Below are 22,800 nucleotides of genomic sequence, written 5' to 3' on the forward strand. Positions count from 1 at the left end.
GCCATGGCCAATTCCGCTGTCACCACCGCGTCGCCCAGCTACACCATCAGCGAGCTGGCGCGTGAGTTCGACCTGACCACCCGGGCCATCCGCTTTTACGAAGACTGCGGCCTGCTCAGCCCCGAGCGCAGCGGCCCCAACGGCCGCAACCGCGTCTACACGGCACGCGACCGCACGCGTCTGAAGCTCACGCTGCGGGGCAAGCGGCTGGGGCTCAGTCTGGCCGAGATCAAGGAGCTGGTGGACATGTACGAGTCGCCCCGCGACACCGTGCCCCAGTTGAAGAAGTTCCTGGTCGTGCTGGCGGCGCATCGCGAGCAGCTCGAGCAGCAGCTCGCCGACCTGCAGGTGACCCTGGAGGAAGTGAGCAGCCACGAACGCGAGGCACGGCGCCTGCTGGGCGAGTTCGAGCGCAAAAAGCGCGCCTGAGCCCGGCGCCCTGCCATGGGCGTTTGTGCAAGCCAGAATTGACGTTTACGTCAACGTCAATTAGGCTGCGGGTTTACGTCGCTTGCGGTCCAGGAGTCGCTCATGTCCAGCCCCGCCGAACCGGCCCCGGCCGATCCGGACTTCGCTGCCCGGGTGCGCGCCTCGTTTGCGCGCCAGGCGGTGATGGCCACCCTGGGCATCACGCTCGAGGAGGTGCAGGCCGGGCGGGTGGTGCTGAAGATGCGGCACCGAGACGACCTGACCCAGCAGCACGGCTTCCTGCATGCCGGGGTGGTGTCCACCGCGCTGGACTCGGCCTGTGGCTATGCCGCGTTTTCCCTGATGCCGCCGGAGGCGGCGGTGCTGACCATCGAGTTCAAGGTGAACCTGCTCGCGCCGGCGCGCGGGCCCGGATTCCGTGTCGAGGCCGAGGTCACCAAGGCCGGGCGCACCATCTCGGTCGTCGACGGCCGGGCCCTGGAGAGCGGACCGGACGGCGAGCGACTGGTGGCCACGATGACGGCAACGATCATGACCGTGCTCGGCCGTGACGGCGTGCGGCATTGAGACGCCGCGGCGATCCGCCTCTTATCTGCAGACGAAGGACCCATGACCATGCAACTGCCCGGACTCAACTTCCAGCTCGGCGAGGACATCGACGCGCTGCGCGACACGGTGCGCGCCTTCGCGCAGGCCGAGATCGCCCCGCGCGCGGCCGAGATCGACGCCACAGACCAGTTCCCGATGGACCTGTGGCGCAAGATGGGCGAGCTCGGTGTGCTGGGCATCACCGTGCCCGAGGAATACGGTGGAGCCAACATGGGCTACCTGGCCCACATGGTGGCGATGGAGGAGATCAGCCGCGCCAGCGCCTCGGTCGGCCTGTCCTATGGCGCCCACTCCAACCTGTGCGTGAACCAGATCCGGCGCAACGGCACCGAGGCGCAAAAGCGCAAGTACCTGCCCAAGCTGATCAGCGGCGAGCATGTGGGCGCGCTGGCGATGAGCGAGCCCGGTGCGGGCTCGGACGTGATCAGCATGAAGCTGCGCGCCGAAGACAAGGGCGGCTACTACCTGCTCAACGGCACCAAGATGTGGATCACCAATGGCCCCGATGCCGACACCCTGGTGGTCTATGCCAAGACCGAGCCCGAACTGGGCGCACGCGGCGTCACGGCCTTCCTCGTCGAGAAGGGCATGAAGGGCTTCTCGGTGGCGCAGAAGCTCGACAAGCTGGGCATGCGCGGCTCGCACACCGGCGAGCTGGTTTTTCGCGACGTGGAGGTGCCGGCCGAGAACGTCCTGGGGGCGGTCAACGGTGGTGCCAAGGTGCTGATGAGCGGTCTGGACTACGAGCGTGCCGTGCTGGCCGCCGGCCCCATCGGCATCATGCAGGCGGTGATGGACAACGTCATCCCCTACATCCACGACCGCAAGCAGTTTGGCCAGAGCATTGGTGAGTTCCAGCTCATCCAGGGCAAGGTGGCCGACATGTACACCGTGCTGCAGGCCGCACGCGCCTTCTGCTACACCGTGGGCAAGAACCTGGACATGCTGGGCAGCGAGCACGTGCGGCAGGTGCGCAAGGACTGCGCCAGCGTGATCCTGTGGTGCGCCGAGAAGGCCACCTGGATGGCCGGCGAGGGCATCCAGATCTTCGGCGGCAACGGTTACATCAACGAGTACCCGCTGGGCCGGCTGTGGCGCGATGCCAAGCTCTACGAGATTGGTGCCGGCACCTCGGAGATCCGCCGCATGCTCATCGGCCGGGAGCTGTTTGCCGAGACGATGTGAGGCGCCGGGCGTCGCATCTGCAGCGTGCGGTGGCCGCAGCGCCTACACTGTGCGCTGAGAGCCCGTCGTGCATGTGCTTTAGCATCGAGCAACAGGCCGATGCGTCCCGGTCGGTCGGGACGCAGGCTGCCGTGGCAGGCCGGCTCGACGTCTTGCGTTGGAGCGCCTGATGTTTCCCCAAAAGCTCACCGATCCCCGAGCCTTCGACATTGCCGCGGCCCTGCTGGAGGGCTTCAACCGGCACTATCGGCTGTTCCGCCAGACCAGCATCGAGGCCAAGCGGCGCTTCGAGATGGCCGACTGGCACGGACAGCAGCGCGCTCAGCGGGAGCGCATCGAGTTCTACGACAAGCGCGTGGACGAGGCGGTGGAGCGGCTGCAAAGCCAGTTCCGGGCGCATCAACTGCCCATGGACGTGTGGCACCAGGTCAAGCTGCATTACATCGGATTGCTGACGAACCACCTGCAGCCCGAGCTGGCCGAGACCTTCTTCAACTCGGTGACGACCAAGATCCTGCACCGCAGTTATTTCCACAACGACTTCATCTTCGTGCGTCCGGCCATCTCGACGGAGTACCTCGAGAACGACGAGCCCGGCTCTCAGCCGACCTACCGCGCTTACTACCCGACACGCGAGACCCTGCGCGAGACCTTGCTGAGGGTGGTGACCAACTTCCAGTTGGCCGTGGAGTTCGAGGACCTGGGGCGCGACGTGGATTTCGTGTTGCAGGCCATGCGCAAGGAGTTCGGCGAGGTGCGGCTGCGCACCAACTTCCAGCTCCAGGTGCTGTCGTCCCTGTTCTTCCGCAACAAGGGGGCCTACATCGTCGGCAAGATCGTCAACGGTTTTCGCGAGATCCCGTTTGCGCTGCCGATCCTGCACACCTCCCGGCACCAGCTCGTCATCGATGCGGCCCTGTTCGGCGAGGACGATCTGCAGATGCTTTTCAGCTTCGCACGGGCCTACTTCATGGTGGACATGGAGATCCCGGCGGCCTACGTGCAGTTCCTGCGTTCGCTGATGCCGCGCAAGCCGCGTTCGGAGATCTACAACGCACTGGGCCTGCACAAGCAGGGCAAGAACCTCTTCTACCGCGATTTCCTGTATCACCTGAAGCACTCCAGCGACCGCTTCCGCATCGCGCCGGGCATCAAGGGCATGGTCATGCTGGTGTTCGACCTGCCCTCGTTTCCTTATGTCTTCAAGGTCATCAAGGATTTCTATCCGCCGCAGAAGGACACCTCGCGCGAGCTGATCCAGCGCAAGTACCTGCTGGTCAAGACGCACGACCGTGTCGGGCGCATGGCCGACACGCTGGAGTACTCGAACGTGGCCTTCCCCCGCGCACGCTTCGAGGACGAACTGGTGGCCGAACTCAAGCACTTCTGCGGCAGCCTGATCGAGGAGGACGGCGACGACCTCGTCATCCGGCATCTCTATATCGAGCGGCGCATGATCCCGCTCAACATCTACCTGCAGGAAGCCTCGCCCGAGCAGATCACCCATGCCGTGATCGAGTACGGCAATGCCATCAAGGATCTGGTGGCGGCCAACATCTTTCCCGGCGACATGCTCTGGAAGAACTTCGGCGTCACGCGCCATGGCAAGGTGGTGTTCTACGACTACGACGAGATCGAATACCTCACCGATTGCAATTTCCGCAAGGTGCCGCAGCCGCGCACCGAGGAAGAGGAGCTGTCGGGCGAGGTGTGGTACAGCGTCGGGCCGAAGGATGTCTTCCCGGAAACCTTCGGACCGTTTCTGCTGGGCAATGCGGCGGTGCGCGAGGTGTTCATGCGACATCACGCCGACCTGCTCGACCCGGCCTACTGGCAGGCGCACAAGGAGCGCATCCTCGCCGGCCATGTGCACGACGTGTTCCCTTACGACGCCCACAAGCGCTTCTCGCGGCTGCGCCAGGTGCAGCCGTCCCATCCCCCCCAGGCGGCGGGTCATCCCGCGATGGTGTCCTGACGCCTGGCCCATGGTCCGTGTTTCCAGAAGGAGAGCATCATGTCCGACCCCATCGTCATCGCTTCTGCCGCCCGCACCCCCATCGGGGGCCTGCTGGGTGATTTCGCCGGCCTGCAGGCCTGGGAACTCGGGGCCGTTGCCATCCGGGCGGCGGTCGAGCGCGCCGGCATCGACGCCGCGGCCGTCGACGAGGTGCTCATGGGCAACTGCCTGATGGCCGGCCAGGGCCAGGCCCCGGCGCGTCAGGCCGCCCGCCGTGCCGGCCTGCCCGATTCGGCCGGTGCCGTCACGCTGTCCAAGATGTGCGGCTCGGGCATGCGCGCGATGATGTTCGCGCACGACATGCTGGCGGCCGGCAGTGCGGACGTGATGGTCGCCGGCGGCATGGAAAGCATGACCAATGCCCCGCACCTGGCCTTCATTCGCAAGGGTCAGAAATACGGCGCCACGGCCTTCTACGACCACATGGCCCTGGACGGCCTGGAAGATGCCTATGAGCGCGGCAAGGCCATGGGCGTGTTCGCCGAGAGCTGTGTGGCCAAGTATGGCTTCAGCCGCGAGGCCCAGGACCACTACGCCATCACCTCGACCGAGCGGGCCCGCCGCGCCAATGAGGACGGCAGCTTCGACTGGGAGATGGTGAGCGTGGCCGTGCCCGGCAAGGGCGGCGAGGTGAGCATCACCAAAGACGAGCAGCCCGCCAAGGCCAAGCTCGACAAGATCCCCGGTCTGAAGCCTGCGTTCAAGAAAGACGGCAGCATCACGGCGGCCACCTCGTCGAGCATCTCCGACGGTGCCGCGGCCCTCGTGCTGATGCGCCAGTCCACCGCAGCCAGGCTGGGCGTGACGCCGGTGGCGCGCATCGTGGCCCACAGCCTGCATGCCCAGGCGCCCGAATGGTTCACCACCGCCCCGGTGGGCGCCATCGACAAGGTGCTGAAGAAGGCCGGATGGGCTGCCAAGGACGTGGACCTGTGGGAGATCAACGAAGCCTTCGCCGCCGTGACCATGGCGGCGATGACCGAGCACAAGCTGCCTCATGAGAAGGTGAACGTCAACGGCGGGGCCGTGGCGCTGGGCCACCCCATCGGTGCCAGCGGCGCGCGCATCGTCGTGACCCTGCTGGGGGCGCTGCGCAAGCACGGTCTCAAGAAGGGTGTGGCCTCGCTGTGCATCGGCGGCGGTGAGGCCACGGCCATGGCCGTCGAGCTGCTCTGAAGGCCTGGGCCATGCAGGTGCTGGTGATCGGAGCCTCGCGCGGGCTGGGCCTGGAGTTCGTCCGCCAGTATCGGGCGGCGGGCGACCGCGTGGTGGCCACGGCGCGCAGCGACGAGGACCTGGCGAGGCTGCGTGGCCTGGGCTGCGAGGCCTGGCCGCTGGACCTGCTGGACGCCGCGAGCGTGGCCGGCCTGGGGTGGCGCCTGGATGGCGAGCGCTTCGACGCCGTGATCCTCAATGCCGGGATCTACGGCCCGCGCACGCAGGGGCTGGAGACGCCGACCCAGGACGATTTCGACGTGGTGATGCGCACCAACGTGCTCGGGCCGATGCGTGTGCTGCCGCAGATCGAGACGGCATTGGCCCGCGGAGCCAAGCTCATGGTGCTGTCGTCGATGATGGGCTCGATCGGCCAGCGCAGTTCGAGCACCGGCTGGCTTTACCGCGCCTCCAAGGCCGCGCTGAACTCGGTGCTGCGCGATGCCGCCCTGTCGCTCGGGCCGCGCGGCATCACCTGCGTGGCCGTGCATCCGGGCTGGGTGCGCACCGACATGGGCGGGCCCAACGCCAGCCTCGCACCCGAGGACAGTGTGGCGGCCTTGCGCGAGCTGCTCGCACGCCTGACGCCCGACGACAACGGGCATTTCCTCAACCACGACGGCACACCCATCGCGTGGTGAGCCGCGCATCCCTGTCGACATCATGCTGTTGAGCGAAGACCATCGCGCGGTGCAGGACGCCGTGCGCGCCTATGTGCAGGACCGCATCGCGCCCAACGCGGCGCGCTGGGACAAGGAGCACCATTTTCCGGCCGAGGAGTTGAAGGGCCTGGCCGCGCTGGGCTGCTATGGCGTGGCCGTACCGTCCGAATACGACGGCGCCGGGCTGGATTACCTGGCCCTGGCCGTGATCCTGGAGGAGATCGCCGCCGCAGACGGCGGCACCAGCACCGTGGTGAGCGTGAACAACTGCCCAGTGTGTTCCATCCTGATGGCCTACGCCAGCGAGGAGCAGAAGCAGCGCTTCCTGAAGCCGCTGGCGCGTGGCGACATGCTCGGGGCTTTCTGCCTGACCGAACCTCATGTGGGCAGCGAAGCCGGCGGCCTGAAGACCACGGCCGTGCGCGAGGGGGACCACTATGTCCTCAACGGTGTCAAGCAGTTCATCACCAGCGGCAAGCACGGCGACGTGGCCATTGTGATGGCCGTGACCGACAAGGCCGCGGGCAAGAAGGGCATCAGTGCCTTCGTGGTGCCCACCGACACGCCCGGCTACACCGTGGCGCGCCTGGAAGACAAGATGGGCCAGCACAGCAGCGACACCGCGCAGATCCTCTTCGAGGACTGTCGCGTGCCCGTGGCGAACCGGCTGGGCGAGGAGGGCATGGGGCTGAAGATTGCGCTGTCGGGCCTGGAGGGGGGGCGCATCGGCATTGCGGCGCAGAGCCTGGGCATGGCGCGCGCGGCCTTCGAGGCGGCGCTGGCTTACAGCAAGGAGCGCGTGGCCTTCGGGCAGCCCATCTTCAACCACCAGGCGGTGCAGTTCCGCCTGGCCGACATGGCCACGCAGATCGAGGTGGCGCGCCAGATGATCCACCATGCGGCCAGCCTGAAGGATGCGGGTGTGCCCTGCCTGAAGGAGGCGGCCATGGCCAAGCTCTTTGCCAGCGAGATGGCCGAGCGGGTGTGCTCGGATGCCATCCAGATCCACGGGGGGTATGGCTATGTCAGCGACTTCCCGGTCGAGCGCATCTACCGCGACGTGCGCGTGTGCCAGATCTACGAAGGCACCTCGGATGTGCAGCGCATCCTGATCGGTCGCGCCCTGGGCTGATCCCGGTTGGGGCGTGCATCGGCCGGCTTGCCGCGCCGTGGTGTCCGCGCATAATCGCGGCCCATGAACATCATCATCCTCGGCGCTGGGCGGGTGGGCGAGAGCGTGGCCGAAAGCCTGGTGTCGGAAAGAAACGACATCACGGTGATCGACACCAACCCGCAGCGCCTGCGCGAGCTGCAGGACCGCCTGGACCTGCGTGGTGTCGTGGGCAATGGCATCCAGCCCTCGGTGCTGCAGGAGGCCGGCGCGCAGGATGCCGACATGATGATCGCCTGTGCACCGCTGGATGAGACCAACCTGGTCGCGTGCAAGATCGCCCACGATGTCTTCAACATCCCCACGACGATCGCACGCCTGCGCTCGCCCGAGTTTCCCGACGGCTCGCCGCTGATGGACAAGAGCGGCTTCGCGGTGGACCGGGTCATCTGTCCGGAGGCCTCGGTGACGCGCTATGTGCGCCAGCTCATCGCCTACCCTGAGGCCCTGCAGGTGCTGGAATTCGCACAGGGGCTGGTGAGCCTGATCGCGGTGCGCGCGGTGGCCGGAGCCCCCCTGGTGCGCCACACCATCTCGGAGCTGCCCAGCCTGGTGCCGGAAGCGGACATGCGCATCGTGTCGATCTACCGGCCCGATCCGGAAGGCCCCGACCAGGCCATCGTCTGTGATGGCGTCACCCGCATCGAGCCCGGCGACGAGGTCTTCGTGCTGGCAGCCACGCAGCACATCCGCACAGTGCTGGAGGCGCTGCGGCGGCGCGACCGCCCCGTCAAGCGCGTGATGATTGCCGGCGGCGGCCGCGTCGGCTTGCGCCTGGCACGCGAGCTCAAGGGGGAGTACCGCGTCAAGATCATCGAGCACGACGGCAAGCGCTGCGAGTACCTGGCTTCGCAACTGCCGGCCGACACCCTTATCCTGCACGGCGATTCCACCGACGAGGAGCTGCTTGAGGGCGAGAACGTCCACGACATGGACCTCTTCCTCGGGCTGACCAGCGACGACGAGGACAACATCATGGCCTGCCTGCTGGCCAAGCGCATGGGCGCCAAGCGGGTGTTGGCCCTGATCAACCGCAAGGCCTATGCCGACCTGATGCAGGGCTCGCAGATCGACATTGCGCTGTCGCCGGCCCAGACGGTGATCGGTGAGCTGCTGGCCTACGTGCGCCGTGGGGACGTCGAGGCCGTGCATTCGCTGCGCCGCGGCGCGGCCGAGGCGCTGGAGGCGGTGGTGCGCGGGGATGCCAAGACCTCGAAGGTGGTGGGGCGGCCCATTGGCGAGCTCAAGCTGCCGCCGGGAGCGCAGATCGGCGCCATCGTGCGCGGCCTGCCCGAGGACGATGTCGAGGAGGAGCTGCGCGAACAGGCGCTGCGCCGGGCGCAGGTCATCATCGCCCACCACGACACGGTGATCCAGGCCAACGACCATGTGATCGTGTTCCTGCCGCGCAAGCGCATGGTGCGTGAGGTGGAAAAGCTCCTGCAGGTCAGCGCCACTTTCTTCTGATCGAGGTCCATGCCATCCTTCCTACCGGCCCTGTCGATCCTCGGCATCATCGTGATGGCCTTCGCCCTGACCATGGGCGTGCCCCTGGGGGTGGCCTGGTTCAGCCGCGACGAGGCCCTTGCATCGTGGCATGTGGGCATCGCCCTGACCTTCGGTGCGGGCGTGGCGATGCGCCTGCTGGCGCGCCGTCACCGCAGCGAGCTGCAGCCCCGCGATGGCGTGATGCTGGTCTCGCTGGTGTGGACGGTGCTGCCGCTGTTCGCCAGCGTGCCGTTGATGGTCTATTTCAGGCAGGCGGGCATCCCCCTGTCCTTCACCGATGCCTATTTCGAGGCCATGTCCGGCCTCACGACCACTGGGGCCACGGTGCTCAGTGGCCTGGATGCACTGCCACCGTCGATCAACCTGTGGCGCTGCTTCATGCAGTGGATGGGCGGCATGGGCATCCTCGTGCTGGCGGTGGCCATTTTGCCGATGCTGGGGGTCGGTGGCAGCCAGCTCTTCCGGGCCGAGGTGGCCGGCCCGCTGAAGGACACCAAGCTGACGCCGCGCATCACCGAGACGGCCAAGGGTCTGTGGAGCATCTATTGTGTGCTGTCGGTGCTGTGCGTGCTGGCTTATCGGGCCGCGGGCATGAGCTGGTACGACGCCTGGGTGCACATGTTCACCACCGTCAGCCTGGGGGGGCTTTCGTCGTATGACGCCAGTTTTGGGCATTTCGACTCGCCGCTGATCGAGGCCGTCTGCGTCGTCTTCATGCTGGTGGCCGCCTGCAACTTCGCGATGTATTTCGTCGCCATGCGCAAGCGCAGCCTGCAGCGCCTGTGGATGGATCCGGAAGCCCGCGGCACCCTCGGTCTGCTGCTGCTGTCCTCGGCCATCGTGGCCGTGCTGCTGTGGAGCAAGGGGGTCTACGAGGAGCCCTTGCAGGCGGTGCGCATGGCCTTCTTCAACGTGATCTCGATCGCCACCACCACGGGTTACGCCAACACCGACTACGCCCAATGGCCCATCTTCGCGCCGGTGCTGATGCTCATGCTCTCGGGCTTGAGCACCAGTGCCGGCTCCACGGGGGCGGGGGTCAAGATGGTGCGCGTCATCATCCTGCTCAAGCAGGCCCGGCGCGAGATGTCGCGCATCGTGCACCCCCGGGCGGTCCAGCCAGTGACGCTGGGGGCCAGCACCGTGGACAACAACACCATCTTCGCCGTGCTGGGTTTCATGCTCGTCTACGGCGCCACGATCATCGGGCTGACCATGGTGCTGCTGGTCACCGACCTGGACGTGGTCACCGCATTCACCGCCGTGGTGGCCAGCGTCAACAACATGGGCCCGGGCCTGGGTGCCGTCGGGCCGGCGAGCAACTTCGCCGACCTGAGCGATTTTCAGACCTGGGTGTGCACCCTGGCCATGCTGTTGGGCCGGCTGGAGATGCTGTCTTTCATGGTGCTGCTGACCCCTTCGTTCTGGCGCAAGTGAGCCGCCGACCGGGTGAGGGTGTCACAGGATTCCGCCTTCGTTCAGGCCTTGCGTCGGCCATCGGGCGAGCAACGCACAGACCGCGCACGACAAGGGTGGGGGCACGGGTTTGTGCTATCTCGCTCGAAGGGCGGTCTGCCTAGCATGTTTCCACCCGAACCCGCGCGCAGACGGGCAGGGTTTCCCTTCCGTGCAGCATCACCAGGAGACGAATGTGAGCGAGACGAAATCCCAGAAGGCCCCCCAGCGGCGGCGCTTTCTCAAGTCGGCGGCCGTCGGCGCCGTGGGGGCTGGAGCAGCCGCCTTCCCGATGGTGTCGACCGCCCAGACGGTGTCGATGCGCTTCCAGAGCACCTGGCCGGCCAAGGACATCTTCCACGAGTACGCCAACGACTTCGCCAAGAAGGTCAACGACATGGCGGGCAACCGTCTGAAGATCGAGGTGCTGCCCGCCGGCTCCGTCGTGCCGGCCTTCCAGTTGCTCGATGCGGTGTCCAAGGGCACGCTCGATGGTGGCCACGGTGTGGTCGCCTACTGGTACGGCAAGAACCAGGCGGTGGCCCTGTGGGGCTCGGGCCCGGCCTTCGGCATGGATGCCAACATGGTGCTGGCCTGGCACTACTATGGCGGCGGCAAGGAACTGCTCGACGAGATCTACAAGAGCCTGAACCTGGACGTGCAGTCCTTCCTCTACGGCCCCATGCCCACCCAGCCGCTGGGCTGGTTCAAGAAGCCGGTGGCCAAGGTCCAGGATCTCAAGGGCTTGAAGTTCCGTACCGTGGGGCTCGCGGTGGATGTCTTCACCGACCTGGGGGTGGCTGTCAACCCGCTGCCCGGCGGCGAGATCGTGCCGGCGCTGGACCGCGGCCTGCTGGACGCGGCCGAATTCAACAACGCGTCCAGCGACCGCGTGCTGGGCTTCCCGGACGTGACCAAGGTCTGCATGCTGCAAAGCTTCCATCAGAGCAGCGAGCAGTTCGAGGTGCTGTTCAACAAGACCAAGTACAGCGCACTGCCGGCTGAGCTCAAGTCGGTGATCGACTACGCCATTCAGGCGGCCTCGGCTGACATGAGCTGGAAGGCCGCCGACCGCTATTCCACCGACTACCTGGAGATGCAGAGCAAGCAGGGCGTGAAGTTCTACAAGACGCCGGACGCCATCTTGCGGGCTCAACTGGCATCGTGGGACAAGGTCACGGCCAAGAAGGCGGCCGAGAATCCCATGTTCAAGAAGGTGATGGATTCGATGCGGGCCTTCGCGCAGCGCGCCGGGCGCTGGCAGTTCGACACGATGGTTGACTACCGCATGGCCTACAACCACTACTTCGCGCCCAAGAAGAGCTGACGCGCCGGCCACCTGCCTCCACGCGCCGCGGGCCGAGGGGATGCCCCCGCCTGCGGCGCTTGCGTATGGTCCCCCTGCCACGACGGACTGTGCCGTCGCTTCGTGCCATGCAAAAACTGCTGCTCGCCATCGATGCGGTGTCTACGTGGATCGGCAAGGCCGCTGCCTGGGCGGCCGTGGGTCTGACCCTGCTGATCAGCTGGGAGGTCTTTTCGCGCTACGTGCTCAACGACCCCCATGCCTGGGTGCTCGATGCCCAGATCATGCTCTACGGCACCATGTTCATGCTGGCCGGCGCCTACACGCTGTCGAAGAACGGCCATGTGCGCGGCGACGTGCTCTACGGCTTCTTCAGCCCGCGGGCCCAGGCCATGGTGGATTTGGTGCTGTACTTCCTGTTCTTCCTGCCCGGCGTGGTGGCGCTGACCTGGGCGGGCTGGACCTATGCCCAGGAGTCACTGGCGATCCGGGAGCAGACCTTCTCGGCCACGCCGCTGCCGCTGTATCCCTTCAAGTTCGTGATCCCGCTGGCCGGCGCCACGCTGCTGCTGCAGGGCCTGGCCGAGATCGCGCGCTGCCTCGTGTGCCTGCGCGACGGCCAGTGGCCCTCGCGCGAGCATGACGTCGAGGAGGTCGATGTCGAGAAACTCAAGGAGATGGTCCACGTGAACGAAGGCAATGCCGCCACGGGAGGGCGCCCGTGAGAATCCGTCCTGAACTGCGTTTCGGCCTGGGCATCATGACCCTGGTCGTGGGGGGCATCGTTGGGCTGCTGCTGGGCGTGGACACCATCACCAAGGGCCACCTGGGCCTGCTGATGCTCTCACTCGTCGTGGTGGCCATCATGCTGGGCTTTCCCACGGCCTTCACGCTGATGGGCATGGGCATGATCTTCACCTGGCTGGCTTATGACCGAGACATCACGCGCACACTGGACCTGATGGTGCAGGCCGCTTACAAGAGCATGACCAACGACGTGCTCATCGCGGTGCCCTTGTTCGTCTTCATGGGCTATCTGGTCGAGCGCGCCAACCTGATCGAAAAGCTCTTCAAGAGCCTGCACCTGGCCATGGCGCGCATCCCCGGTTCGCTGGCCGTGGCCACGCTGGTCACCTGCGCGGTGTTTGCCACGGCCACGGGCATCGTGGGGGCCGTGGTCACGCTGATGGGGCTGCTGGCGCTGCCGGCCATGCTGCGCGCGGGCTACAGCACACCGATGGCCGCGGGCTCGATCACGGCGGGCGGCTGTTTGGGCATCCTGATTCCACCGTCGGTGTTGCTCATCCTGTACGGTGCCACGGCGGGGGTGTCGGTCGTGCAGTTGTATGCGGGGGCCTTCTTCCCCGGGCTGATGTTGGCTGGCCTGTACGTGGTGTACGTCATCCTGATGGCCAAACTCAGGCCGCAGTGGGCGCCGCCGCTGTCGCAGGCCGAGCGGCACGTCGTGCTGGCGCCGGCCAACCAGCGCCTGGCCGACACGGGCACCCATCACGCGTTGCTGCGCCTGCTGTCGGCCCTGAAGGGCCGTCGCAACGCCGACGTGCCGCTGTCGCACGTGCTCAGGCAACTGGGCATCGTGCTGATGCCGGGTCTGCTGTTCGTGCTGCTGGCCACGAGCAGCTACCGTGCCGTGACGACCGTGCAGGCCGAGCCGGAGTACGACATCGAGCCCATCAGCTTCTCGTCCGACGCTCCGTCGTCCACGGGCGGCTTGCAGGAACCCCCGGTGGCGGGCGGTCTGACCGAGCCCGCGGTGGAGGGCGGTCTGACCGAACCTGCGGCGGACGAGGAGGCCGCCGCCGAACCCGAAGGCCTGGGGGAGCCTTCAGGGGCCGAGGTGCAGGAGGCCGCCGAGCCGGCTTCGCCCGCCCTGACCGAACCCGGCGGGCAGACCGTGGACGGGTCCGCCGCCGGTGACACGACCCGCCCGGCCCCCACCTGGTGGTGGGTAGTGTTCTCGATCGCCGGCGCCATCGTCACCGCGTTCTACCTGTTCCTGAGCTTTGCGCGGCTGGAGATCTTCAAGATGCTCCTGGCCTCCTTCTTTCCGCTGGTGATCCTGATCCTCGCCGTGCTGGGCTCCATCGTCTTCGGCCTGGCCACGCCGACCGAGGCCGCCGCGATGGGAGCCTTGGGGGGCTTCGTGCTGGCCGCGGCCTACCGGCAGCTCAACTTCACCGTGCTCAAGGAGTCGGTCTTCCTCACGGCCAAGACCTCGGCCATGGTGTGCTGGCTCTTCGTCGGCTCGGCGATCTTCTCGGCCGCGTTTGCGCTGCTGGGCGGCCAGGAGCTGGTGGAGAACTGGGTGCTCGGCCTGAACCTGTCGCCCACCCAGTTTCTGATCCTGTCGCAGGTCCTGATCTTCCTGCTGGGCTGGCCGCTGGAGTGGACGGAGATCATCGTGATCTTCATGCCCATCTTCATCCCGCTGCTGGACAATTTCGGCATAGACCCGCTCTTTTTTGGCCTGCTGGTGGCGCTGAACCTGCAGACGGCCTTCCTCAGCCCGCCGGTGGCGATGTCGGCCTTCTACCTCAAGGGGGTGGCTCCACCGCATGTGACGCTGAACCAGATCTTCCTGGGCATGCTGCCCTTCATGGGGATCCAGATCATCGCGATCGTGCTGCTCTACGTTTTCCCGGGCATTGGCCTGTGGCTGCCGCAACTGTTGTACCGTTGAGGGCATGAACAAGCCGCCGATCGACTTCTACTTCGATTTCTCCTCGCCGTACTCGTACATCGCCTCCGAATGGATCGAGGCCCTGGCGGCGCGGCACGGGCGCACTGTGCGCTGGCATGCCGTGCTGCTGGGTGTGACCTTCCAGGCCGCCGAGTTGCGCCCGCCGGTGAACCATCCGATCAAGCGCGAGTACGTGCTGCGCGACTTCGCACGCTCGGCACGCTTCGAGGGTGTGCCCTACACCCAGCCTGAGGCCTTTCCCATCCCCACGCAGAACGCCGCGCGCGTGTTCTGGTGGCTGCACGACAGCGATCCGGCGCGTGCCGTGGCCTGGGCGCGCGCCTGCCTGAGGGCCTATTTCGCTCGTGGGGTCAACCTGTCGGATGTGCAGGCCCTCAAAGGGCTGGCCTCGGAGTTCGGGCTCGACGCCCACCAGGCCGAGGCCGTCTGGAACGACCCCGTGTGGAAAGAGCGCCTCAAGCATGCCAACGAGGCGGCGGTGGCCGCCGGCATGTTCGGTGCGCCGTACATCGTGGTCGATGGCGAACCCTTCTGGGGCAACGATCGCAAGGCCCAGATCGAGCGCTGGCTCTCGCAGGGGCCGTTCTGATCCGGAGGTGCGGATGAAAAAAGGTTACAAGGCCCTGGTGGACGAGGCCATGGCCCAGGTGAAGACCTACAGCGTCGAGCAGGCACGCGCCAAGTTCGGCGACCCCGGCGTGTGCTTCGTCGACGTGCGCGACGTGCGTGAGCTCGAGCGCGAGGGGGTCATCCCCGGCGCGGTTCACGCCCCGCGCGGCATGTTGGAGTTCTGGGTCGATCCCGAATCGCCCTATCACCGGCCGGTGTTTGCCGAGGACAAGGAGTTCATCCTGTTTTGCGCCGCCGGCTGGCGCTCGGCCCTGGCCACCAAGACCCTGCAGGACATGGGGCTGCCCCGCGTGGCCCACATCGAGGGGGGCTTCACCGCCTGGAAGGGGGCCGGCGCGCCGGTGGCCGACAAACCGAAGAAATAGGGTCTGCCCGCTGGTCAAGTCGCCCCGGGTCGGCCTAGAATTGACGTTTACGTAAACGTCAATGAAGTGCCGGCCTGCCATGGGCCGGCCGGCTGGGAGCCTGCATGAGCGTCCTCGAGTCCCGACTCCATCCCCGTTCCGACGAATTCAAGAGCAATGCCGCGGCGATGCGGGCCTTGGTGGATGACCTGAACCGTCAGCTCGCCACCATCGCCCAGGGCGGCGGCGAGGCGGCGCGGGCCAAGCATCTGGCCCGCGGCAAACTGCTGCCGCGCGAGCGGGTGGACATGCTGCTCGACCCGGGCACGCCCTTCCTGGAGCTGGCCCCGTTGGCGGCGCTGAACCTGTACGGCAACGAGGCGCCGGGGGCCGGGCTGATCGCCGGCATCGGCCGGGTGTCGGGCGTGGACTGCGTGATCGTCTGCAACGACGCCACTGTCAAAGGGGGCACGTACTACCCCATGACGGTGAAGAAGCACCTGCGTGCGCAGGAGGTGGCCCAGCAGAACCACTTGCCTTGCATCTACCTGGTGGACAGCGGCGGGGCCAACCTGCCCAACCAGGACGAGGTCTTTCCCGACCGCGATCACTTCGGGCGCATCTTCTACAACCAGGCCACGATGAGCGCGGCCGGCATCCCGCAGCTGGCGGTGGTGATGGGCTCGTGCACCGCAGGCGGTGCCTACGTGCCGGCGATGAGCGACGAGGCCATCATCGTGAAGAACCAGGGCACCATCTTCCTGGGTGGCCCGCCGCTGGTGAAGGCGGCCACCGGCGAGGTGGTCAGCGCCGAGGACCTGGGCGGCGGGGACGTGCACACGCGCCTGTCGGGCGTGGCCGACCACCTGGCCGAAAACGACCTGCACGCGCTGGCGCTGGCGCGCGCCGCGGTGGCGCGCTTGAACCGGCGCAAGCCCCAGCCGCTGGCCTGCGTGCCGCCGCGCCCGCCGAAGTATGCGCCCGAAGAGCTGCATGGCGTGATCCCCACCGACACGCGCAAGCCCTTCGATGTGCGCGAGGTCATCGCGCGCATCGTCGATGCCAGCGAGTTCGACGAGTTCAAGGCCCGCTATGGCAGCACCCTGGTGTGCGGCTTCGCCCACATCGAGGGCATGCCGGTGGGCATCGTGGCCAACAACGGCATCCTCTTCAGCGAAAGCGCCAACAAGGGGGCACATTTCATCGAGCTGTGCTGCCAGCGCAAGGTGCCGCTGGTCTTCCTGCAAAACATCACCGGCTTCATGGTGGGCCGCAAGTACGAGAACGAGGGCATCGCCCGCGCCGGCGCGAAGATGGTGACGGCCGTGGCCTGCGCCCAGGTGCCGAAGTTCACCGTGATCATCGGTGGCAGTTTCGGGGCCGGCAACTACGGCATGTGCGGCCGGGCCTATTCGCCCCGCTTCCTGTGGATGTGGCCGAATGCGCGCATCAGCGTGATGGGCGGCGAGCAGGCCGCCAGCGTGCTGGCCACCGTCAAGCGCGACGGCATCGAGGCCAAGGGCGGCACCTGGAGCGCCGAGGAGGAAGAGGCCTTCAAGGCCCCGATCCGCCAGCAGTACGAGGAGCAGGGACACCCGTACTACGCCTCGGCCCGGCTGTGGGACGACGGTGTCATCGACCCGGCCGACACGCGCCGCGTGCTGGCCTTGGGCCTGAGCGCCAGTCTGAATGCCCCCATCCCGGACACACGCTTCGGCGTCTTTCGCATCTGAGCTCAGGAGGCTCCATGCCCGCCACCCTCGACATCCGCATCGATGGCCCCGTGGCCCGTGTCTGGCTCAACCGGCCGGAGGTCCGCAATGCCTTCAACGATGCCACCATCGCTGAGCTGACCGAGACGTTCCAGGCCTTGGGCCGCGACGCCTCGCTGCGCGCGGTGGTGCTGGGCGCGCACGGCAAGGCCTTCAGCGCAGGCGCCGATCTGAACTGGATGCGCGCGATGGCCGACTACACCTGGGAGCAAAACCGCGACGACGCGGCGCGCCTGGCCGAGATGCTGTGGACGCTCTATCGCTGCCCGCTGCCGGTGGTGGGGCGCATCCACGGCGACTGCTATGCCGGCGGTGTGGGGTTGGCGGCCGTGTGCGACGTGCTCGTGGCGGCCGAGGGCGTGCAGTTCTGCCTGTCCGAAGCGAAGCTGGGCCTGCTGCCGGCCACCATCAGTCCTTATGTGATCCGCGCGATGGGCGAGCAGGCCGCGCGGCGCTACTTCCTCACCGCCGAACGCTTCAGCGCGGCCGAAGCGCATCGCCTGGGCTTCGTGCACGAGCTGTGTACGGCCGAGGCGATCGACGAGCGCGTCGATGCGATCGTCGCGGCCCTGGTGGCCAACAGCCCGCAGGCGGTGAAGGCCTGCAAGCGCCTGGTGCACGACGTCGCAGGCCAGCCGATCAGCGCGGCGCTGCGCGAGGACACCGCGCGGCGGATTGCCGACATCCGTGCAAGCGATGAGGGCCGCGCCGGGGTGCGCGCCTTCCTCGACAAGCGCAGCCCGCCCTGGGCCGGTGTGTGAGCCGCTTGCCCGTTCAACGACACGAAGGTCTGTGCATGTTCAAGAAGATCCTGATTGCCAACCGCGGCGAGATCGCCTGCCGCGTGGCGGCCACGGCCCGCCGCCTGGGCATCCGCACCGTGGCGGTGTATTCCGATGCCGACGCCCAGGCCAAGCACGTGCAGGTGTGCGACGAGGCCGTGCACATCGGAGGGCCGGCGCCGCGCGAGAGCTACCTGCGCCACGAACGCATCTTGGAGGTGGCGCGTGCCACCGGCGCGCAGGCCATCCACCCGGGCTACGGCTTCCTCAGCGAGAACGAGGTCTTCGCCCAGGCCTGTGCGGATGCGGGCATCGTCTTCATCGGCCCGCCCGCCTCGGCGATTGCCGCGATGGGCAGCAAGGCCGCGGCCAAGGCCCTGATGGAAAAGGCCGGTGTGCCGCTGGTGCCGGGCTACCACGGCGATCGCCAGGAGAGCGACTTCCTGCTGGCGCAGGCGCGCGCCATCGGCTTTCCGGTGCTGATCAAGGCCAGTGCCGGCGGGGGTGGCAAGGGCATGCGTGCGGTGCACTCGGCCGAGGAGTTCGAAGGCGCGCTGGCCTCCTGCAAGCGCGAGGCGCGCTCCAGCTTTGGCGACGACCATGTGCTGGTGGAGCGCTACGTGACCCGGCCGCGCCACATCGAGATCCAGGTGTTCTGCGATGCCCACGGCAATGGTGTGTACCTGTTCGAGCGCGACTGTTCGGTGCAGCGGCGTCACCAAAAGGTGCTGGAAGAAGCGCCCGCGCCGGGCATGACGCCGCAGCGCCGCCGCGAGATGGGCGAGGCGGCCGTGGCCGCGGCGCGGGCCGTGGGCTACGTGGGCGCGGGCACGGTGGAGTTCATCGCCGAGCAAGACGGCCGCTTCTATTTCATGGAGATGAACACGCGGCTGCAGGTGGAGCACCCGGTCACCGAGGCCATCACCGGCCATGACCTGGTGGAGTGGCAGTTGCGCGTGGCCGCCGGCGAGCCGCTGCCGGCGCGGCAGGAGGAGTTGCGCATCCGCGGCCATGCCATCGAGGCGCGGCTGTGCGCCGAGAACCCTGAGGCCAACTTCCTGCCCGCCACCGGGCCCTTGCGGGTTTTCCGTCTGCCGGCACAGGCCAGCGAATTCGCGGTGGCGCCGGTGCGCGTGGACGCGGGCGTGCGCGAGGGCGACGAGATCTCCCCCCACTACGACTCGATGATCGCCAAGCTGATCGTGCATGGCGACACGCGCGAGCAGGCCCTGGCAAGGCTCGATGCGGCGCTGGCCGAGATCCACATCGTGGGCCTGCACACCAACGTGGCCTTCCTGCGCCGTGTGGTGACCAGCGCGTCATTCGCCGGGGCCGACCTCGACACCGCGCTGATCGAGCGCGAGCGCGCTCATCTCTTCGGCCGGCCCGGCCTGCCCCTGGCCTGTGCGGTGGCCGGTGTGGCCGCGCGTGTGCTGGCCGACGAGGCGGCGCTGCAGGATGCCGACCCCTGGAGCCGGCGCGACGGCTGGCGGCTGCATGGCACGGCGCGCCGGCGCATGGAAATCGAGGCCGGCGGCGAGCGTCATGTGGCCTTCCTCGAATACCTGCACGATGGCCGGCACATGCTCGACCTGGGGGGGCAGCGGCAGCCGCTGCAGGTGCATGCACGCTCGGCCGAAGTGCACGAGGTGGTGCTGGGTGAATCCCGCTGGCGCCTGACGGTGTACCGCCAGGGCGAGCATTTCCATGTGTTCGCCCCCGAAGGCGTGGCCGCGCTCCAATGGATCGACGCGATCGCCCATGCGGGCGAGGGCGGTCACGACGGCGGTCGGCTGACCGCACCGATGCCCGGCAAGGTGCTGGCCTTGCATGTGAGTGCCGGCCAGGCCGTCAAGAAGGGCCAGGCTCTGGTCGTGATGGAGGCGATGAAGATGGAGCACACGATCGCGTCCCCGGCCGATGGCGTGATCGAAGCCTTGCTGTACGGGGTGGGCGACCAGGTGGCCGAGGGCGCCGAACTGCTGCGGCTGACGGTGTCGTGAAGGCGCCCGCCGCGCCTTGGGCGTCAGCGGGCGGCCAGGGCGGCCGGCCCGAGGGCCGAGCCCAGGGTGCGCCACCAGGCGCGGCCACGGCGGGCAGCCGGGCGGGTAGACGGGGGGACGGCCAGCGGGCGCGGCAGACTGGCGTGGACGAACTGCTCGGCCAGGCGTTCGAGCTCCTCGTTCTCGCTGGCGCGGCACACGTTGAGCACGTCCAGCGCGTAGAGCTCGCGGCTGAGCATCAAGCCCACGTCGATGCCGCTGCCCAGTTCGCGCAGCAGGGCGAAGTGGATGCGGGTGGCGATCTGGAGGCGATGGGTGCGGGGGTCCATGGCGGGTGTCCTCGTGATGGGGGAATTTTTCTCTTCCCGGCATGGGTCGGCCATCCCCATTAAGGTGGAGTTCCCCCCTACTTTTGGGGGGCACAATCCGAGTGCTTTGCTGGAGATTGGCGATGTTTCCTGAACGTGTCACCCTGGTCGACGTGGGCCCGCGCGATGGCCTGCAAAATGAGAAGCAGCCCGTGCCAGCGGCCCACAAGATCGAGCTGGTCCACCGCTTGCAGGCCGCCGGTGTGCGCGAGATCGAGGTCACCAGCTTCGTCTCCCCCAAATGGGTGCCTCAGATGGCCGACAACGCCGAGGTGATGGCCGGCCTGCAGCGCCAGCCGGGCGTGCGCTACTCGGTGCTTGTGCCCAACATGAAGGGCCTGGAGGCGGCGTTGCCCACCCGGCCCGACGAGATCGTCGTCTTCGGTGCGGCCAGCGAAGCCTTCAGCCGGCGCAACATCAACTGCTCGATCGAGGAATCGATCGAGCGCTTCCGCCCGGTCGTGCAGGCCGCGCGCGAGCAGGGCCTGAAGGTGCGCGGGGCCATCTCGTGCGCCGTGGGCTGCCCCTACCAAGGGGAGGTCTCACCCGACGAGGTCGAGCGGGTGGTGCGCCTGATGAAGGACATCGGCGTGCAGCACGTGGGGGTGGCCGACACCATCGGCGTGGGCACGCCGCGCCAGGTACGCGCCGCGATGGAGCGGGCCTTGCGCCACTACCCGCTGCACGAGGTGAGCGGCCATTTCCACGACACCTACGGCCAGGCCATCGGCAACATCTACGCCTGCCTGGAGATGGGCATCCACCACTTCGATGCCAGCGTGGCGGGCCTGGGCGGTTGCCCCTATGCCAAGGGGGCGACCGGCAACGTGGCCACCGAGGACGTGGTCTTCCTGTTGCAGGGCCTGGGCATCGATTGCGGCATCGATCTACAGGCGCTGGTCGATGCGGGCGATTTCATCTCGCGCGTGCTGGGCCGCAAGCCGGTGTCGCGTGCCGCCAATGCCCTGCTGGCCAAGCGTGTGCGCGAGGAGGCCGCGGCATGAGTGTCGTCGCCCCCGCCGATCTGAGCGAACGCCCCGAGGGCTTCCAGCGCGTGGCCCGGGCGCTGGCGCAAGCCGGTCATCCGCAGCCGCCGGTGTTCCTGGAGGTGGCCGCGCGCACGGCCCAGGAGGCGGCCGATGCCCTGGGCATCGTGGTGGGCCAGATTGCCAAGAGCATCGTGTTCCGCCGCCAGGCCGACGATGCCGCGGTGCTGGTCGTGACCTCGGGCGACAAGCGCGTGGACGAGCGCAAGGTGGCCGCGCTGGTCGGATCGCTGGCGCGCGCGGATGCACGGTTCGTCAAGGAGCGCACCGGGTTCTCGATCGGGGGCGTGTCGCCCGTGGCGCATCTGCAGCCGCCGGTCATGCTGATCGACCGCGAGCTCTTCCGCTTCGATGTGGTGTGGGCCGCGGCGGGGCATCCCAACGGGGTCTTTCCGGTGGCGCCGCAGCAACTGGTGGCGCTCACGGGCGCACCGGTCGAGGACGTGGTGCTGTGAGCCCTCGTGTGCCGTCGCCGCCCCAGCCGGGGCGGGTCCCGAGCCCCTGCGTCAGCGTGTGCCGCATGAACGCGGCCACCGGCTGGTGCGAGGGCTGCCACCGCACGCTGCAGGAGATCGCCGCCTGGTCGACGATGAGCGATGGCGACAAGCGCGCGGTATGGAAGCAACTGCCCGCGCGCCGGCAGGCCGCAGCGCGCATGTCCCCGGAGGGATCATGAAAACACTGCAGTTCTGGTTCGACCCGGTCTCTCCGTATGCCTACCTGGCCTTCGAGCGGCTGCCTCAGGTGCTCGAAGGCCTGTCGTGCGCCGTGAGCTACCGGCCGGTGCTGTTCGCGGGGCTGTTGCAGCATTGGGGCCAGCTCGGGCCGGCCGAGATCCCGCCCAAGCGGGACTGGACCTACCGCCAGGTGGCCTGGCTGGCACACCGTCTGGACCTCCCGCTGGTGATGCCGGCGGTCCACCCGTTCAACCCCTTGCCGCTGTCGCGCCTGCTGCTGGCCCATGGGCAGGCCTCGGCTGTGCCGGGAGCGGCCAACCGCTTCGCCTGCGAAACGGTGCTGCGCCGGGTGTGGCGCAGCGGCGAGGCCGCCGGCGAGACCGCCCAACTCGAGGCGCTGGCCGAGGCGCTCGCACCCGGCCAGGCCCAGGCGCTGCTGGCCGCCTCGCGCGACGAGACGGTCAAGGCCATGCTGCGCAGCAACACGGATCAGGCCGTGGCCGCGGGCCTGTTCGGGGTGCCCACGGTGGTGGTCGAGGGCCGGGCTTTCTGGGGGCTGGACGGCCTGGAGCTGCTGGCTGCCTTCCTGCGGGGAGACCCCTGGTTCGAGGGGCCGGCCTGGGAGGCCGCCGCCCGTGTGCCCGGCGGCCTCGTGCGCCGCGCCGCGCCGGGCAAGCCTTGAGGGCTCGGCGCTCGGCCGCCCTGAGCCGGAGCGAAGCGTGCACATGACCCGCTTGCACTGTGGGGTTGCCGGCGGCAAGATGCATCCAGGCCTGTGACGTGCTAGCGTCCGGGGGAAGGTGGGCTGACCCGCCCGCCAGCGATTCCATGCGGTCGGCGCCACCGCCGCACGGAGCGTCTGCGCAGGCATCGCGCACGAGGTGGCGGTCGGGGCAGG

Annotated in this window: 22 protein-coding genes; 21 read left to right on the top strand and 1 reads right to left on the bottom strand. The window is 67.8% G+C overall.

Annotated elements, in window-relative coordinates:
* The first annotated feature begins 3 nt into the window (after nucleotides 1–3).
* The 17 genes from AC1ECW_RS04165 (at nucleotide 4) to AC1ECW_RS04245 (ending at nucleotide 19,811) form a co-directional block, all read left to right on the top strand.
* Nucleotides 4–429, top strand: a complete 426-nt coding sequence (locus AC1ECW_RS04165; protein ID WP_409658013.1) for a MerR family transcriptional regulator — start codon at nucleotides 4–6, stop codon at nucleotides 427–429.
* A gap of 102 nt (nucleotides 430–531) precedes the next feature.
* The gene (locus tag AC1ECW_RS04170) at nucleotides 532–996 is read left to right on the top strand and encodes a PaaI family thioesterase (protein ID WP_409703148.1); all 465 of its coding nucleotides are present in this window, start codon (nucleotides 532–534) and stop codon (nucleotides 994–996) included.
* Nucleotides 997–1,044: 48 nt separating this feature from the next.
* Nucleotides 1,045–2,223, top strand: coding sequence for an isovaleryl-CoA dehydrogenase (locus AC1ECW_RS04175; RefSeq protein ID WP_481201268.1), 1,179 nt, complete (start codon nucleotides 1,045–1,047; stop codon nucleotides 2,221–2,223).
* A gap of 169 nt (nucleotides 2,224–2,392) precedes the next feature.
* Nucleotides 2,393–4,198: a bifunctional isocitrate dehydrogenase kinase/phosphatase gene (aceK, locus tag AC1ECW_RS04180; protein WP_409706396.1), complete on the top strand. Its 1,806-nt coding sequence runs from the start codon at nucleotides 2,393–2,395 to the stop codon at nucleotides 4,196–4,198.
* A gap of 39 nt (nucleotides 4,199–4,237) precedes the next feature.
* The gene (locus AC1ECW_RS04185) at nucleotides 4,238–5,416 is read left to right on the top strand and encodes an acetyl-CoA C-acyltransferase (protein ID WP_409706399.1); all 1,179 of its coding nucleotides are present in this window, start codon (nucleotides 4,238–4,240) and stop codon (nucleotides 5,414–5,416) included.
* A gap of 11 nt (nucleotides 5,417–5,427) precedes the next feature.
* The gene (locus tag AC1ECW_RS04190; RefSeq protein WP_481201269.1) at nucleotides 5,428–6,096 is read left to right on the top strand and encodes an SDR family oxidoreductase; all 669 of its coding nucleotides are present in this window, start codon (nucleotides 5,428–5,430) and stop codon (nucleotides 6,094–6,096) included.
* 22 nt (nucleotides 6,097–6,118) lie between these two features.
* Nucleotides 6,119–7,249 (top strand): acyl-CoA dehydrogenase family protein, encoded by a 1,131-nt coding sequence (locus tag AC1ECW_RS04195; protein WP_409706405.1) that lies wholly within the window; start codon nucleotides 6,119–6,121, stop codon nucleotides 7,247–7,249.
* A 63-nt stretch (nucleotides 7,250–7,312) separates the two neighbouring features.
* A complete protein-coding gene (gene trkA / locus AC1ECW_RS04200; RefSeq protein WP_409706407.1) occupies nucleotides 7,313–8,755 on the top strand; it encodes a Trk system potassium transporter TrkA in 1,443 nt (480 codons plus the stop codon).
* Between the two features lie 9 nt (nucleotides 8,756–8,764).
* The gene (locus AC1ECW_RS04205) at nucleotides 8,765–10,234 is read left to right on the top strand and encodes a TrkH family potassium uptake protein (protein WP_409706410.1); all 1,470 of its coding nucleotides are present in this window, start codon (nucleotides 8,765–8,767) and stop codon (nucleotides 10,232–10,234) included.
* A gap of 214 nt (nucleotides 10,235–10,448) precedes the next feature.
* Nucleotides 10,449–11,579 carry a TRAP transporter substrate-binding protein gene (locus AC1ECW_RS04210; RefSeq protein ID WP_409706413.1) on the top strand — a complete coding sequence of 377 codons (1,131 nt, stop codon included), beginning with the start codon at nucleotides 10,449–10,451 and terminating at the stop codon, nucleotides 11,577–11,579.
* A gap of 107 nt (nucleotides 11,580–11,686) precedes the next feature.
* Nucleotides 11,687–12,283 (top strand): TRAP transporter small permease subunit, encoded by a 597-nt coding sequence (locus tag AC1ECW_RS04215; RefSeq protein ID WP_409706416.1) that lies wholly within the window; start codon nucleotides 11,687–11,689, stop codon nucleotides 12,281–12,283.
* On the top strand, nucleotides 12,280–14,259 hold the full coding sequence (locus tag AC1ECW_RS04220) for a TRAP transporter large permease (protein WP_481201270.1): 1,980 nt from the start codon (nucleotides 12,280–12,282) through the stop codon (nucleotides 14,257–14,259). The genes AC1ECW_RS04215 and AC1ECW_RS04220 overlap by 4 nt, the downstream gene beginning before the upstream one ends.
* A gap of 4 nt (nucleotides 14,260–14,263) precedes the next feature.
* Complete coding sequence (locus AC1ECW_RS04225; protein WP_481201271.1) at nucleotides 14,264–14,869, top strand: DsbA family protein; 606 nt, start codon at nucleotides 14,264–14,266, stop codon at nucleotides 14,867–14,869.
* Between the two features lie 7 nt (nucleotides 14,870–14,876).
* Nucleotides 14,877–15,275 carry a rhodanese-like domain-containing protein gene (locus AC1ECW_RS04230; protein WP_481201272.1) on the top strand — a complete coding sequence of 133 codons (399 nt, stop codon included), beginning with the start codon at nucleotides 14,877–14,879 and terminating at the stop codon, nucleotides 15,273–15,275.
* A 104-nt stretch (nucleotides 15,276–15,379) separates the two neighbouring features.
* On the top strand, nucleotides 15,380–16,987 hold the full coding sequence (locus AC1ECW_RS04235; RefSeq protein WP_481201273.1) for a carboxyl transferase domain-containing protein: 1,608 nt from the start codon (nucleotides 15,380–15,382) through the stop codon (nucleotides 16,985–16,987).
* Nucleotides 16,988–17,001: 14 nt separating this feature from the next.
* On the top strand, nucleotides 17,002–17,787 hold the full coding sequence (locus tag AC1ECW_RS04240; RefSeq protein WP_409710299.1) for an enoyl-CoA hydratase/isomerase family protein: 786 nt from the start codon (nucleotides 17,002–17,004) through the stop codon (nucleotides 17,785–17,787).
* Nucleotides 17,788–17,822: 35 nt separating this feature from the next.
* Nucleotides 17,823–19,811 (top strand): acetyl/propionyl/methylcrotonyl-CoA carboxylase subunit alpha, encoded by a 1,989-nt coding sequence (locus tag AC1ECW_RS04245; protein WP_481201274.1) that lies wholly within the window; start codon nucleotides 17,823–17,825, stop codon nucleotides 19,809–19,811.
* A gap of 23 nt (nucleotides 19,812–19,834) precedes the next feature.
* Here the strand turns inward: AC1ECW_RS04245 and AC1ECW_RS04250 are convergent, their stop codons facing one another.
* The gene (locus AC1ECW_RS04250; RefSeq protein WP_409709376.1) at nucleotides 19,835–20,140 is read right to left on the bottom strand and encodes a hypothetical protein; all 306 of its coding nucleotides are present in this window, start codon (nucleotides 20,138–20,140) and stop codon (nucleotides 19,835–19,837) included.
* Between the two features lie 122 nt (nucleotides 20,141–20,262).
* On the opposite strand from AC1ECW_RS04250, the gene AC1ECW_RS04255 reads away from it, so the two are divergent.
* The 4 genes from AC1ECW_RS04255 to AC1ECW_RS04270 are packed head-to-tail and all read left to right on the top strand — an operon-like array spanning nucleotide 20,263 to nucleotide 22,584.
* Nucleotides 20,263–21,183, top strand: coding sequence for a hydroxymethylglutaryl-CoA lyase (locus AC1ECW_RS04255; RefSeq protein WP_409709373.1), 921 nt, complete (start codon nucleotides 20,263–20,265; stop codon nucleotides 21,181–21,183).
* Entirely contained in the window at nucleotides 21,180–21,680 is a 501-nt protein-coding gene (locus AC1ECW_RS04260; protein WP_409709370.1) for a YbaK/EbsC family protein, read from the top strand. The genes AC1ECW_RS04255 and AC1ECW_RS04260 overlap by 4 nt, the downstream gene beginning before the upstream one ends.
* A complete protein-coding gene (locus AC1ECW_RS04265) occupies nucleotides 21,677–21,901 on the top strand; it encodes a DUF1289 domain-containing protein (protein ID WP_409709367.1) in 225 nt (74 codons plus the stop codon). The genes AC1ECW_RS04260 and AC1ECW_RS04265 overlap by 4 nt, the downstream gene beginning before the upstream one ends.
* Nucleotides 21,898–22,584, top strand: a complete 687-nt coding sequence (locus AC1ECW_RS04270) for a 2-hydroxychromene-2-carboxylate isomerase (RefSeq protein ID WP_409709364.1) — start codon at nucleotides 21,898–21,900, stop codon at nucleotides 22,582–22,584. Before AC1ECW_RS04265 ends, AC1ECW_RS04270 begins: the two co-directional genes overlap by 4 nt.
* Nucleotides 22,585–22,800: the final 216 nt, after the last annotated feature.

The sequence above is a fragment of the Caldimonas hydrothermalis genome, assembly GCF_056746695.1.

Coding starts and splice junctions, on each gene's coding strand:
- AC1ECW_RS04245 (WP_481201274.1), top strand. CDS start 17,823: ATGTTCAAGAAGATCCTGATTGCCAACCGCGGCGAGATCGCCTGCCGC.
- AC1ECW_RS04235 (WP_481201273.1), top strand. CDS start 15,380: ATGAGCGTCCTCGAGTCCCGACTCCATCCCCGTTCCGACGAATTCAAG.
- AC1ECW_RS04255 (WP_409709373.1), top strand. CDS start 20,263: ATGTTTCCTGAACGTGTCACCCTGGTCGACGTGGGCCCGCGCGATGGC.
- AC1ECW_RS04170 (WP_409703148.1), top strand. CDS start 532: ATGTCCAGCCCCGCCGAACCGGCCCCGGCCGATCCGGACTTCGCTGCC.
- AC1ECW_RS04205 (WP_409706410.1), top strand. CDS start 8,765: ATGCCATCCTTCCTACCGGCCCTGTCGATCCTCGGCATCATCGTGATG.
- AC1ECW_RS04195 (WP_409706405.1), top strand. CDS start 6,119: ATGCTGTTGAGCGAAGACCATCGCGCGGTGCAGGACGCCGTGCGCGCC.
- trkA (WP_409706407.1), top strand. CDS start 7,313: ATGAACATCATCATCCTCGGCGCTGGGCGGGTGGGCGAGAGCGTGGCC.
- AC1ECW_RS04260 (WP_409709370.1), top strand. CDS start 21,180: ATGAGTGTCGTCGCCCCCGCCGATCTGAGCGAACGCCCCGAGGGCTTC.
- AC1ECW_RS04225 (WP_481201271.1), top strand. CDS start 14,264: ATGAACAAGCCGCCGATCGACTTCTACTTCGATTTCTCCTCGCCGTAC.
- AC1ECW_RS04240 (WP_409710299.1), top strand. CDS start 17,002: ATGCCCGCCACCCTCGACATCCGCATCGATGGCCCCGTGGCCCGTGTC.
- AC1ECW_RS04165 (WP_409658013.1), top strand. CDS start 4: ATGGCCAATTCCGCTGTCACCACCGCGTCGCCCAGCTACACCATCAGC.
- AC1ECW_RS04190 (WP_481201269.1), top strand. CDS start 5,428: ATGCAGGTGCTGGTGATCGGAGCCTCGCGCGGGCTGGGCCTGGAGTTC.
- AC1ECW_RS04270 (WP_409709364.1), top strand. CDS start 21,898: ATGAAAACACTGCAGTTCTGGTTCGACCCGGTCTCTCCGTATGCCTAC.
- aceK (WP_409706396.1), top strand. CDS start 2,393: ATGTTTCCCCAAAAGCTCACCGATCCCCGAGCCTTCGACATTGCCGCG.
- AC1ECW_RS04250 (WP_409709376.1), bottom strand. CDS start 20,140: ATGGACCCCCGCACCCATCGCCTCCAGATCGCCACCCGCATCCACTTC.
- AC1ECW_RS04175 (WP_481201268.1), top strand. CDS start 1,045: ATGCAACTGCCCGGACTCAACTTCCAGCTCGGCGAGGACATCGACGCG.
- AC1ECW_RS04185 (WP_409706399.1), top strand. CDS start 4,238: ATGTCCGACCCCATCGTCATCGCTTCTGCCGCCCGCACCCCCATCGGG.
- AC1ECW_RS04215 (WP_409706416.1), top strand. CDS start 11,687: ATGCAAAAACTGCTGCTCGCCATCGATGCGGTGTCTACGTGGATCGGC.